Source organism: Streptomyces sp. NPDC040622 (assembly GCF_055593965.1).
This window is the reverse complement of the sequence record NZ_JBVIXD010000001.1, coordinates 478,860-492,557: the sequence shown is the minus strand read 5'-3', so window position 1 is coordinate 492,557 and position 13,698 is coordinate 478,860. Positions and strand designations below refer to the sequence as shown.

Below are 13,698 nucleotides of genomic sequence, written 5' to 3'. Positions count from 1 at the left end.
GGACCCGGCCGCCCACCTCACCTAGGAGCCATGGATGCCCGCGCCCGAGCCGACACCTCCACCGTCGAGCCTGCCCGAGGCCGCCGCCCCCTTCGGGGCGCAGATCCTCGCCGATGCCGCGGCCCGCGCCCGCGACATCAGGGCCGCCCTCGGCGGTCCCCCCGGCGCACCCTCCGCCGCAGCCCCGCCGTCCCTCGACACCCCGCCCCTCGCCGCCCCCGCCGTCGAGACACCGGCCGTCGAGGCACCGGCGTCCGCGGTGCCGACGCCGGGTCCCGGCCTGGGGCGGATCCTGGGCGGGCCCAGCGGCCTCGGTACCGCCGGCCTGCGGCTCGTCCCGGCGGTGGAACGCGCGACCCTGCCGGAACCGACGGGAGCCGCCGCGGAAGGCACCCCGATTCCGGGGCTGTACCACCATCCGGTGCCCGAGCCCGATCCGGTACGGGTCGAGGAGGTCAGCCGCCGGATCAAGTCCTGGGCGCTGGACGAGGTCTCCCTGTATCCCGACGACTGGGAGGAGGAGTTCGACGGCTTCTCCGTGGGCCGCTACATGGTCGGCTGCCACCCGGACGCGCCCACCGTCGACCACCTGATGCTCGCCACCCGCCTGATGGTGGCCGAGAACGCGGTGGACGACTGCTACTGCGAGGATCACGGGGGCTCGCCCGTCGGGCTCGGCGAACGGCTGCTGCTCGCACACACCGCCCTCGACCCCCTCCACACCACGCGGGAGTACCAGCCCGAGTGGGCCGAGTCGCTCCACGCGGACGCGCCCCGGCGCGCCTACCGCTCCGCCATGGAGTACTTCAACCAGGCGGCCAGCCCCTCGCAGACCGACCGGTACCGGCACGACATGGCCCGGCTGCACTTGGGATATCTGGCCGAGGCCGCCTGGGCACAGCTGGACCGGGTCCCCGAGGTGTGGGAGTACCTGGCGATGCGCCAGTTCAACAACTTCCGCCCCTGCCCCACCATCACCGACACCGTCGGCGGCTACGAACTCCCGGCGGACCTGCACGCGCAGCCCGCCATGCAGAAGGTCATCGCGCTCGCGGGGAACGCGACGACCATCGTGAACGACCTGTACTCGTACACGAAGGAACTCGACGCTCCCGGCCGCCACCTGAACCTGCCGGTCGTGATCGCGGAACGCGAGGGGCTCTCCGACCGGGACGCCTATCTGAAGTCGGTCGAGGTCCACAACGACCTCATGCACGACTTCGAGACCGAGGCGGCGGCCCTGGCCGCCGACTGCCCCCTCCCCGGCGTGCAGCGCTTCCTGCGGGGCGTCGCCGCCTGGGTGGACGGCAACCACTACTGGCACCAGACCAACACGTACCGCTACAGCCTGCCCGACTTCTGGTAGGAAGAATGGATTCATCTGTGACCAGCACCGACCTCACCGCCCCCGCCACCTCCGGCGCCTCGATCTTCATCCCCGGCCCCGCGACGCCCTACCAGGGGGACATCGCCCGCTACTGGAACGCGGAGGCCAGGCCCGTGAACCTGCGCCTCGGCGATGTCGACGGTCTGTACCACCACCACTACGGCATCGGCGACGTCGACCGGAGCGCGCTCGGCGACCCCGCCGACAGCGAGAGCGAGAAGAAGCTGGTCGCCGAGCTCCACCGGCTGGAGTCGGCGCAGGCCGACCTCCTCCTGGAGCACCTCGGCGACATCGGGGCCGACGACACGCTGGTCGACGCGGGCTGCGGCCGCGGCGGCTCGATGGTGATGGCGCACCAGCGCTTCGGCTGCAAGGTCGAGGGCGTCACGCTCTCGGCCAAGCAGGCCGACTTCGCCAACCGGCGTGCCGAGGAACTCCGCATCCAGGACCACGTCCGCGCCCGGGTCTGCAACATGCTCGCCACGCCCTTCGAGACCGGTCAGGCGGCCGCCTCCTGGAACAACGAGTCGAGCATGTACGTCGATCTGCACGACCTCTTCGCGGAGCACTCCCGCGTCCTGGAGGTCGGCGGCCGCTACGTGACCATCACCGGCTGCTGGAACCCGCGCTACGGCCAGCCCTCGAAGTGGGTCTCCCAGATCAACACGCACTTCGAGTGCAACATCCACTCGCGCCGTGAGTACCTGCGCGCCATGGCCGACAACCGTCTCGTGCCGCAGGCGATCATCGACCTCACCCCCGACACCCTGCCCTACTGGGAGCTGCGGGCCACGTCCTCGCTGGTCACGGGGATCGAGGAGGCGTTCATCAACTCGTACAGGGACGGGTCCTTCCAGTACGTGCTGATCGCGGCCGACCGCGTCTGAGCCGACGAGGAAGGAGGGCCGGGCACCACGCGCCCGGCCCCCCTTCCTCGTCCTCCTACGGTTTCCGCGGCTGGGTGCGCGGCAGCCGCGTCGCACCCGCGGCGGCGAGCAGGCAGAAGCCGAGCACCCACCAGAAGGTGTCGCCGAACGCCGACGAGACGTCGTCGCCCCCGGCGGAGAGCCGGTTCTCCAGGACGACCGCGAGGGCCGCCGTGCCCACCGAACCGCCCACGGTGTTCAGCAGGTTGAGCGCTCCCGAGGCGCGCGGGAGGTGTTCGGGCTCGATGCGGCTGTAGACGATGTTCATCACGGGCGCGCCGATCATCGCCATGCCGACACCGCGTACCGCGAGCGCCGCGATGATCACGGCGTCCGGCGGCTCGTGGCCGAGCTGGGTGAACGGCACCGTGCCCGCGACGATCAGCACGATGCCGGCGACCACCAGGGTGCGTGGGGCGACCTTGTCGATGGTGCGGTTGACGAGGACCGAACCGGCCGCCGCGCCGAGGCCCTGCGGGGCGAGGAGGAGTCCGGCCTCCCAGGCCGAGAGACCGCGTCCCGTCTGGAAGTACAGCGGCAGCAGGAACGTCGTGCCGAACACCGACGCGCCGAGGACGAGCAGCGCGAGGGCGGCGGCACCGAACGGCGGCCGCGTGAACAGCCGCGGGTCCACCAGCGGTGTGCCGCTGGTCCGCAGCCCGTGCACGGTGAAGCCGGCCAGCATCGCGAGGCCCGCCACCACCCCGATCGTGGCGGGGAGCGTGCGCCCGTGGGCGACCTCGGTCAGCCCGTACACCAGCACGGCGAGGCCCGGCGAGAGCAGCGCCGCGCCGCGCAGGTCGAACGCGGTCCGCCGCGGCGAGGCGGGCACCACGGGCACGTGGCGACGGGCCAGCAGGACGGCGACCGCGCCGATGGGCAGGTTGACCAGGAACAGCCACGGCCAGGACGCCACGCTGAGGATGGACCCGCCGACCAGCGGCCCGAACACCGGCGAGAGCAGCGGGACGACCGCGACGACGCTGATCACGCGGCCGGTGCGGTTGCGGCCCGCGATCCGGGCGAGCAGTGCCTGCCCGGTGGCGGGCAGCAGTCCGCCACCGAGGCCCTGGATCACCCGGAACACGATCAGGCTGGTCGCCGACCAGGCCAGCGCGCACAGCACCGAGCCGAGCAGGAACACGCCCACCGCGGCGAGCCAGGTCCGCCGGCCGCCGAAGCGGTCGGCCAGCCAGCCGGACGCGGGCACGGCGGCGACGACGGCCAGCAGGTAGGCGGTGCTCACCCACTGGATGTCGGCGACGGAGGCGTCGAACTCCTCGGTGAGGCGGTCGATCCCGACGCTGACGATCGTGGCGTCGAGCGTGGCCATGAACGTGCCGAGCACCAGGATGAACGCGATCCGCAGGAGCTGTCCGTCCACCCGCTCGGCCGGTGGCGCGACATCGCCGGTCATCGGCCCTCCAGGAGGTTGTGGACATCGCGGTCGAGGTGGTCGCCCAAGGTGCGGAGCAGGTCGAGCAGTTCGTCGGCGAGGCCGTCGACGTCCACCCCGGCCCGGTGGGCGAGCACACCCGTCCAGCCATCGCCCTCCGGCATGACCGTGAGGGTCACCGGGTGGTGCGTCGACTCGCGGAAACGGGTGCCGACGACCGTGAGCCCGGGGGCGGGTTCGCGCAGGCGGTCCGGGTCGACCGGATAGTTCTCGAACACCACCAGGCTGTCGAACAGCCTGCGCCGCCCGGTCAGCCGCTCCAGGTCGGGGAGGGCCACGTGGTGGTGTTCCACCAGGGCCCGCTGCCGGGCCTGCAGGTCGGCGAGCGTGTCGGCGAGGGTGCCGGCCAGGCGTGCGCGTACCGGCACGGTGTTGGCGAGCAGTCCGACGATCTCCTCGACGCCCTCCAGCTCCGGCGGGCGGCAGGCGACCATCGCGCCGAAGCAGACGTCCGCCCGGCCCGAGCGCCGGGCGAGCAGCACCGACCAGGCGCCCTGCACCAGCGTGTTGCGGGTCAGGCCGCGCCGCGCCGCGAGGTGGGAGAGGTCGGCCACCAGGGCCGCGTCGAAGGTGATGAGCGTGGGTTCCTGCCAGGCAGGGCCCGGTTCGCCCGCGGACAGGTACTCACCCTCGGGCAGGCCGTCCAACTCGGCGGCCCAGGAGGCGAGATCGGGCTCGTTCTCGCCGCGCCAGCGCAGGTAGTCGCCGAACGGTACGGGGGCGGACAGGTCCGGCGCCTCACCGCGGATCCGTGCCGTGTAGAGGTCGAACAGTTCGCTGAGGATCCGCGGGGCCGACCAGCCGTCGGAGAGGACGTGGTGGCTGGTCATGACCAGGTCGGCGCGTTCGGGTCCCGTCCTGATGACGGTCAGGCGCAGCAGCGGTCCCCGGGCGAGGTCGAACGGCTCGGCCAGGTCGGCCGCGAGGGCCTGATCGGCCGGTCCTTCGACGACGCGGAACTCCGGCCGGGGCGCCTTGGGGATGACCGCGAGGTCGGCGGGGAACACGGCGCCCAGGTTCGGGTGCCGGGCCAGCAGGTCGGCGCCCGCCGCGTCCAGCGCGTCGACGTCGAGCGCGCCGGCGAGCGAGAACGTCGACTGCACGGTGTACGGGTCGGGCCGCTCGGTGCGCGAGTGCCGCAGCATCACTTCCTGCAGCGGGGTGAGCGGCTGGATCTCGGCGATCGGCCGGTCGCTGTCGAGCGCGCTGATCTCGGGCGCTGCCGCGAGGTTCAGGAGCGCGGTGCGCAGGCATCCGGCCAGGTCCGCGACGTCGGTGGCGGTGAACAGCGCGGCGGGCCAGGTGATCCGGACGCCGAGCGCGTCGTCCCGTACCAGTGCGTTGACCATCAGGCTGTGCGGCAGGGGCAGGGCGTCGGTGCCGCCCGAGCCGAGCGGGTCGGCGTCCGGGGCGGGCTGCCACGGCGTCTCCCGTTCGGGAGCGCCGGGGAACTGCCCCAGGTAGTTCCAGGCGATCTCCGGCTCCACGGGGTCGAGGAGGCCGGCCGAGGTGAGGATGCCGTAGCCGAGTGCGTCGCCCTGGGCGCGCAGCCGTTGCCTGACCGCCTTCACGTCGTCGCCCGCGTCGAGCCTTACGGGGTGGACGGCCGTGAACCAGCCGACGGTCTGGGAGAGGTCGACCTGCTGCGGGCGGCCGTGGCTCTCCAGGGCGACCAGCACCTCGGTGGTGCCGCGCCAGGCCTCGACCGCGCGGACGAGCGCGGTGAGGAGGACGGCGTCCGGGGTGCTGCGGTAGGCGGCGGGCAGGGTGGTGATCAGGGCGCGGGTCGCCGCCGCGTCGAGGCGGATCTCGTGGTGCCGTGCCGTGGCCACGGTGTCCCTGGCCGGGTCGAGCGGTTCGGCCAGGGCCTGCGTCGCGGTCATCCGCCGCCAGTGCGGCAGTTCGTCGCGTCGGTCGGCGGCGCGCAGCGACCGCGCCCAGCCGAGGAAGGACTGTCCGTGCCGGGTGAGGGAACCGCCGGAGTGGGCGTGCGCCAGGTCGTCGAGGAGGACGCGCCAGGACACGCCGTCGGCGACGAGGTGGTGGGCGAGCAGGACGAGCCTGCCGGGCCGTTCGGGGCCCGCGTCCACCCACACGGCGCGCAGCAGCGGCCCGGTGCGGGGGTCCATCGCGTCGCGGGCCGCGGCGATGTGGGTGTCGACGAGGGTGCGCAGGTCGTCGTCCGTCGCGGGTGCGCGGGTCAGGACGTCGGCTCCGGTCACAGCGCCGACGGCCGGGATGTGCAGCACGTCGTCGCCGAGGCGGGCCCGCAGCACGTCGTGCCGGGCCAGGACCGCGTCGAGCACGGTCCGCCAGGTGGTCTCGTCGCCACCCGGCGGCACGCAGATCTCCACCCACTGGCAGAACCCGTCGGCGGCGTTCCCGGAGCGGCGCAGCAGGTCCCGCATGACCGGGGTGAGCGGCGCGTCTCCGACGGCGGGTGCCGTACCGCCGTCGAGGGCGCGGGCGCGGGCCGCGATGCCGGCGACCGTCGCCCCCTCGAAGACGTCGCGCGCGGTCAGGCCGAGCCCCTGGCGGCGGGCCCGTGAGACGACCTGCAGGGACACGATGCTGTCGCCGCCGATGGCGAAGAAGTCGTCGTCGGGGCCGACGGCGTCGGTGCCGAGGACGTCCCGCAGGACGCCGAGCAGTACCGCTTCGGCCTCGGTGGCGGGTTCGCGACGCGCGGCGGCGACGGTCTCGGGGTCGGGCAGCGCGGTGGGGTCGAGCTTGCCGCTGGGGCTCAGCGGCAGCCGGTCGAGGGGGACGAGGGCGGTCGGCACCATGTGGTCGGGGAGTTCCCCGGCCAGGAACTCGCGTATCCGCGCGGTGTCCGGTGCGGTGCCGTCGGTCGGGATGACGTAGCCGACGAGCCGGTTGTCGCGCACGATCACGGCGCAGGCGCGTACGTCGGGGTGCCGGGTCAGCGTGGACTCGATCTCGCCCAGCTCCACGCGGAATCCGCGCACCTTGACCTGGTGGTCGACGCGGCCGAGGAAGACCAGCTGCCCGTCGGGCCGCCAGCGCACCAGGTCGCCGGTGCGGTACATCCGTTCGCCGGGCGGGCCGAACGGGTCGGCGACGAACCGCTCGGACGTCAGGCCGGGGCGGCCGAGGTAGCCGCGGGCCAGGCTCGGGCCGCCGAGGTGGAGCTCGCCCGTGACGCCGACGCCGACGGGCTGGAGACCGCCGTCCAGTACGTAGGCGCGGACGTTGGGATCGGGCAGGCCGATGGGCAGCGGCCCTTCGTCGTCCGGGTCGTAGTGCCAGGTCACGGAGTTGATGGTGACCTCGGTCGGACCGTAGGCGTTGAAGAACGCCCGGCGGCCGCGGCCCCAGCGCCGCGCCAGTTCGGGGTCGAGCCGCTCGGCGCCGACGACGAAGAACACGTCGGGGTCGACGGTGCGGTCGTCGGGCATCGCGGCCAGGAACGACGGCAGCAGGTTCACGCCGGTCACCCGGTGCTCGACGATGTAGTCGAGCAGCTCGTCGCCGGGGACGCGGACCTCCTCCGGCGCGATGACGGAGGTGCCGCCGGACAGCAGCGGCACCATGGTCTGCCAGAACGCGACGTCGAAGCTGGTCGACGCGAAGTGCAGGTACCGGTCGTGCTCGGTGACGCCGACGACCTCCTCCTGCAGCGCGATCAGGTCGGGCACGCCGCGGTGGGTCACGCCGACGCCCTTGGGGCGCCCGGTGGTTCCCGAGGTGTAGATGACGTACGCGAGCGCGTCGTCGGTGAGCCTGGCGCGGGCCTGTGCCGGGTCGGTGTCCGGTACGGAGGCGAGGGTGGCCGGGTCGTCGAGGCGCAGGACCGGGATGTCGCGGGCGACGGGCAGGTCGGCGCCGGTCGACACGACGGCGGCCGGACTGATGTCGTCGAACATGTACGCGAGCCGCTCCTGCGGGTAGCTCGCGTCCATCGGGACGTACACGGCGCCCGCCTTGGCCACGCCGAACAGCGCCACGGTCATCTCGACGTCGCGTCCGAGCAGGACCGCGACCGGGTCCTGGGGCCGTACGCCGTGCGCGATCAGCGCGTGGGCCAGGCGGTTGGCCCGGCGGTCGAGATCCGTGTAGCTGAGGCTGCGGTCGCGGCAGACCAGGGCCTCGGCGTCGGGCTTGCGGGCCACCCACGCGGCGAACTCGTCGAGCCAGTGGCCGCGTTCCCTGGCGGGGACGATCTCGGTGCCGGTCCGCAGGATCCGCGCGCGCTCCTCGGCGTCGAGTGCGGGCAGCGCGAGGGCGGGCCGCGCCGGGTCGTCGACGATCTCCTTGAGGAGGTGGTGCAGCCAGCGGCCGTAGTCGCGCACCGCCGACCCGCCGAAGGCGCGCGGCTGGTAGCCGAGGCCGATGGTGATCTCGTCGTCGGGGATGACGATGACGGTCAGCGCGTAGTGCGTGGCGTCGGTGATGTCGACGCCCGCCAGGTCGAGCCCGGGGGCCAGCGGCGTGCGCTTCCTGCTGGACAGCGGGAAGTTCTCCATCACCAGCATGGTGTCGAAGAGTTCGCCGACGCCGACCGCCCGCTGGATCTCGGGCAGACCGACGTGGTGGTGCTCGGCGAGGGCGACGCTCTCGGCGTGCACGTGGGCCATGAGGTCCCGCACGCTCTGGTCCTGGGTGTGGCGGACGCGCACCGGGATGGTGGTGCCGAGCTGGCCGATCATCGACTCCACGCCGTCGACCTCGGCGGGCCGCCCGGACACCGGGCAGCCGAACACGACGTCGCGGCGGCCGGTGAGCTTGCCGAGCAGCAGCCCCCAGGCCGTCTGGAGGACGGTGGTCAGGGTGACGCCCTGTTCACGGGCGAACGCGCGCAGCCGGTCGCTGAACTCGCGACCCAGTGCGACGGTTTCGCGGCCGGGGCGCTCGACGCCGGTCCCGGCGCTCGCGGGTGCGAGCCGCGTCGCGTCGTCGACCCCGGCCAGCGTGTCCTGCCAGGCGGCGAGCGACACCTCGCGGTCCCGGCCCGCCAGCCAGCGGAAATACTCCGACAGGGGAGGAGAGGCGGGCGCGGCGGGGCCCCCGCTCAGCTCGGCGTAGATCGCGAGGAGGGTGCGGCCGACGATCGGCATCGACCAGCCGTCGAGCAGCGCGTGGTGGTTGGTGATGACCAGCTTGTGCTCCTCTGGTCCGACGCGGGACAGCAGGAAGCGGATGAGCGGCGGCCTGGCCGGGTCGAAGGGCCGCTCCAGGTCGACGCGCGCCGCTTCGGGGAATCCGTCGTCCTGGCGCCAGTCGAGGGCCACGTCGGCGGGGATCACCTGGACCACGTCGTCGCCCGCGGTGCCCAGGTACACGCGCAACGCGGGGTGGCGGCGCAGGAGTTCGCGGGCGGCCTCGGCCATCCGCTCCGGTACGAGGTCGCCGATCAGGGTCGTCACGGCCTGGACGACGTACACGTCGGCGTCCTGGTCGTCGCGGACCAGGGTGTGGAAGGAGAGACCGACCTGCAGGGGTGTGGCGGGCAGGACGTCGGTGAGGCGGCCGGTGCGTTCGAGGGCGTCGATGGCGCTCTGGTCGAGGTCGACCAGCGGCAGGTCGCTGGGGGTGAGTCCGCCCGCCGTGTGGCGGGCGTGCTCGGCCAGCGCGTCCAGGGCCGCGGCCCAGGCGTGCTGCAGGGCCGTCACCGTGTCGGCGCCGAGCACCTGGGTCGCGGCGGTCCACTCGACGGCAAGCCGGGGCGCGCCCTCCTCGTGGACGAAGCAGTTCAGGGCGAGGACCTGCTCGAGGGCCTTGGCGTCGGGCTCGATCACCGAGAAGGCGTCGCGCTCGGGCAGCTGCCATCCGGTGCCGGGCAGCGAGGCGAACCGGCCCAGGTAGTTCAGCAGGACGTCCGGCGGCGCGGTCGCCGCGAACTCGGCGCTGTGGTCCGGGTCGAGGTGGCGCAGCACGCCGTAGCCGATGCCGGCGTCGGGGACACCGCGGCGGGCCTCCTTGGCCGCGCGCAGCACCTGCCCCACACCGTCGGCCGCGGGCACGCGGACCGGGTACTCGCTGGTGAACCAGCCGACCGTACGGGACAGGTCGAGGTGTTCGCGGCCGTGGCCCTCCATCGACACGGTGACGGCGTCGCCCGACAGGCCCCACTCCCGCAGGGCCAGCACGAGCGCGGCGAGGAGCACCTCGTCGACGCCGGCGCGGTAGGCCGCGGGCAGTGTGGTGAGCAGCGCCTCGGTGACCTCGGGCGAGGCCACGGTCACCGACTGGCGGGCGGTGGCGACCGTGTCCCGTCGCTGATCGAGAGGGCGGGTGCCGATCCGGGACGCGTCGGCCAACGCGGCACGCCAGTGGGCGAGTTCGCCGCGGCGCGCGCCGGACTCGCCCTGTTCGGCGAGGAGCAGGGCATGGCGCCGCCAGGACGCCCCGGCGGGTTCGAGGGTGCCGCCCGTGCAGGCCGTGTACAGGTCGGGCAGCAGGATCCGCCAGGACACGCCGTCCATGGCGAGGTGGTGCACGACGACGACCAGACGGTCGGGCCCGCCGTCGCCGGTACGGAGCAGGGCCGCGCGCAGCAGATCGCCCGAGCGCGGGTCGAGCTGTCCGGCCAGGCGCCGGGCGAGGGCGGTCACGTCCTCGCCGTGGACCTCGTCGACGACGGCCTTGACCGCGCCGCGGGGCAGCACCTCAAGGCCGTCGCCCACGCGCAGGCGCAGGGCATCGTGGTGGTCGAGGACGGCCTGGACGCCCGCGACGAGTTCGCCGTGGGCGAGTTCGCCGACGCGCAGGGCGGTCCACTGCGCGTACGCGGCGACGACGTCGACGTCCGGGTGGGGGTCGAGCAGGCCGTGCACGATGGGCGGCGCCGGCACGGGTCCTGTCGGGTCGTCAGCCGGTCCCGCGACGTCCTCCACCAGGCCCGCGGAGGCGGCGAGGGCGGCGAAGCTGCGGCGGGCGAGGAGGTCGCGCGGCCGCAGTTCGAGGCCCTTGGCGCGCAGCCGGCTGCTGATGGTGATCGCGGTGATGCTGTCTCCGCCGAGGGCGAAGAAGTCGTCGTCCACGCCGACCCGTTCGGTGTCGAACACGTCGGCGAGGACGGCGCACAGCAGCCGCTCCCGCTCGGTGTCCGGCTCGCGTCCGCCGGCGGCCGCCGCGGGGGCGGGCAGGGCGGCGCGGTCGAGCTTGCCGTTGGGGGTGACCGGCAGTGCGTCGAGGACGACCACCGCGGCGGGCACCATGTGGTCGGGCAGCCGCTCGGCGAGCCGGGCGCGGACCTCGTCGGCGGTGACCGTGGTGGACACCACGTAGCCGATCAGCCGGGAGGCGCGCACGGTGGCGGCGGCCGCGGTGACGCCGGGCAGCGCGCCGAGCGCGGCCTCGACCTCGCCGGTCTCCACGCGGTGGCCGCGGATCTTGACCTGTCCGTCGCCGCGGCCGAGGTACTCAAGGCCCCGGCCCGGGACCCAGCGGGCCACGTCGCCGGTGCGGTACATCCGCTCGCCGGGCGCGCCGAAGGGGTCGGCGACGAACCGTTCGGCGCTCGCTCCCGGCCGGCCGAGGTAGCCGCGGGCCAGGTGCGGCCCGGCCAGGTAGAGCTCGCCCGTCCTGCCGTGCGGCACGGGCTGCAGCGCGCTGTCCAGGACGTAGGTGCGGGTGCCCGCGAGGGGGTGGCCGATCGTCGGCTCACCGCCGTCGATCCGCGCGGTCGTGGCGTCCACGGTGGCCTCGGTCGGGCCGTAGATGTTGCGCGCGGTGATCCCGGATTCGGCGATCCGGCGCCACAGGGCGGGCGGGGTCGCCTCGCCGCCGAGGACGAGGAGCGTCGGGCGCCGGTCGAGGAGGCCGCCGTCGATCAGCGGTGCGGCCATCGACGGCGTGGTGTCCACGATGTCGATGCCGTCGCGGGCGTACGCGGTGAGCAGGGCGTCGGCGTCGCGGATGGTCTCGGCGTCGTAGACGTGCAGTTGGTGCCCGCAGAGCAGCCACACGAGGTGGTCGAAGGCGGAGTCGAAGGCGAAGGAGTAGGTGTGGGAGACGCGCAGCCGCCGGCCCGCGGCGCCCTCGGCCTCGGCCACGACCGTGCGGCGCTGATGGTGCAGGAGCGCGGCCAGGCCGCCGACCCGGCCGAGCACGCCCTTGGGACGGCCGGTCGAACCGGAGGTGTGGATCACGTAGGCGAGGTGGTCGGGGTGGCGGGGCGCGGCGAGTTCGTCGGCCGTCAGGGGGGCGCCGGACAGTGCCGCGGCCTCGTCGAGGAGGGTGCTCCAGGGCAGTCCCTCCACCGTGTCGACGGCGGTCAGCACGAGCGCGGGCCGGGTGTCGTCGATCAGGTCGCGCAGCCGCTCGGGCGGGTGGGCGGTGTCCAGGGGCAGGAAGGCGGCGCCCGCGTCGAGGACCGCGAGGAGGGCGGCCACGGAGTCGGCGGAGCGGGGCAGCGCCAGCGCGACGACGTCGTCGGTGCCGATGCCGCGGGCCCGCAGCGCGCGGGCGACGCGGTGCACCCGGTCGGCCAGCCCGGCCGCGGTGAGCCGCTCGTCGCCGCAGACCAGGGCCGTGGCGCCGGGGTCGGCGGCGGTCGTCATGTCGAACGCGGTCGGTACGTCCACGGGCGTGCCGGGCAGCGCGGGCGGGGACCAGGCCGCGAGGATCCGGTCCACGTCGGTGGCCAGGGCGATCCGCCCGACGGGCCGCCCCTCGATCAGGCCCGACAGCAGGGCGCGCAGTCCGGAAAGCAGGCCGTCGACCGAGGCCTGGTCGTGGGTGCGGGCGTCGACCTCGAAGCCGAGCAGCAGCCCGCCGTCCCGTGCGGGCAGCACGCTCAGGCCCATGTCCTCCGGCGGTCCGCCCGCGACGTTGCGCATCACGCCGCCGGAGCCCGCGAAGTCGAGCGCCAGGTCGAAGGCCTTGAGGTTGATGCCTCGGCCGTGCAGGAGCGCGCCCGCGCCGGGCACGCCGAGGTCGCGCGGCAGGTCCTCGCCCCGGTAGCGCTGGTGGTCGCGCATCTCCTTCATGGCGGCGGCGACGCGGTGGCTCAGGTCGGCCAGGCCGTCGCCTGCGTGCACGCTGACGCGCAGCGGCAGGACGTTGACGGCCATGGCGGGGGTGCGCAGTGCGACGGAGCCGGTACGGCACATCAGCGGCAGCGCGAACACCACGTCGGTGTGGCCCAGCATGCGGTGCAGGAACGCGGCGTAGCAGGCGATGAGCGCCTCGCCCCAGGTGACGCCCTGCTCGTCGGCGTAGGCGCGCAGCCGGGCCGTCTCCTCGGGGGTGAGGGCGGCGCGGGCGGTGAGGGTGCGGTCGGGCGGCCCTGCGGCGGTGTCGGTGTCGCCGGTGTCGGGCAGCGGGGTGAACCGCTCCACCCAGTACGCGCGGTCCTCGGTGAAGCGGTCGCTGTCCCGGTAGGCCTGATCGGCGGCGACGAGGGCGGCGAACCCGCCGAACGTCGACGTGCGCGGCTCGGTCCCCCGCACCAGGGCGGTGTAGCGGGCGGCGGTGCGGCGGGCCAGCATCGCGGCGGTGTAGCCGTCGAAGATCAGGTGGTGGCCGAGCTGGGTGTACCAGACCTCGCGGTCGGAGAGCCGGATGACGGTACGTGCGTACAGCGGCCGGTCCACCATCCCCCGGCACGCGGCGCCCGCCCGCGCCCGCTCGGCGTCGACGAGCGCGTGGGCGGCGGCCACGGGGTCGGCCTCGCCGCTGAGGTCGACCACCTCGGGCGGCGCGACCGGCTCCTGACTGATCCTCTGGCGCGGGCCCTCCGGGGTGTCGTACACCCGCAGCCGCAGGGTCTCGGCCTCCTCGGTGGTGGCCCGGACCGCTTCGACCAGCGCGTCGACGTCGACCGGCGCGCCGCCGGATATCTCCACCACGTCGCCGACCACGTAGTACGGCGAGTCCGGCTCGAGGCGCTGCGCGTTCCAGATGCCCCTCTGGGCGCCGGTCAGGGTGAGCAGGCCGTCCGGGGAGGCGCTTGCGGTGCTCAA

General features: G+C 74.2%; 4 protein-coding genes. 2 read left to right on the top strand and 2 right to left on the bottom strand.

Annotated features, from left to right (window positions below; all coding sequences use genetic code 11):
• The first annotated feature begins 34 nt into the window (after window positions 1–34).
• Both ACZ592_RS02225 and ACZ592_RS02220 read left to right on the top strand, forming a co-directional pair.
• Entirely contained in the window at window positions 35–1,366 is a 1,332-nt protein-coding gene (locus ACZ592_RS02225; RefSeq protein ID WP_471579574.1) for a family 2 encapsulin nanocompartment cargo protein terpene cyclase, read from the top strand.
• A 17-nt stretch (window positions 1,367–1,383) separates the two neighbouring features.
• Complete coding sequence (locus tag ACZ592_RS02220; protein ID WP_471579573.1) at window positions 1,384–2,274, top strand: geranyl diphosphate 2-C-methyltransferase; 891 nt, start codon at window positions 1,384–1,386, stop codon at window positions 2,272–2,274.
• A gap of 55 nt (window positions 2,275–2,329) precedes the next feature.
• Here ACZ592_RS02220 and ACZ592_RS02215 read toward each other — a convergent pair whose 3' ends face one another.
• A complete protein-coding gene (locus ACZ592_RS02215) occupies window positions 2,330–3,730 on the bottom strand; it encodes an MDR family MFS transporter (RefSeq protein WP_471579572.1) in 1,401 nt (466 codons plus the stop codon).
• On the bottom strand, window positions 3,727–13,698 hold the full coding sequence (locus ACZ592_RS02210; RefSeq protein ID WP_471579571.1) for an amino acid adenylation domain-containing protein: 9,972 nt from the start codon (window positions 13,696–13,698) through the stop codon (window positions 3,727–3,729). The genes ACZ592_RS02215 and ACZ592_RS02210 overlap by 4 nt, the downstream gene beginning before the upstream one ends.

Bases quoted from the DNA above. Each gene is read 5' to 3' on its own strand.
- ACZ592_RS02225 (WP_471579574.1), top strand. From the start codon at position 35: ATGCCCGCGCCCGAGCCGACACCTCCACCGTCGAGCCTGCCCGAGGCC.
- ACZ592_RS02215 (WP_471579572.1), bottom strand. From the start codon at position 3,730: ATGACCGGCGATGTCGCGCCACCGGCCGAGCGGGTGGACGGACAGCTC.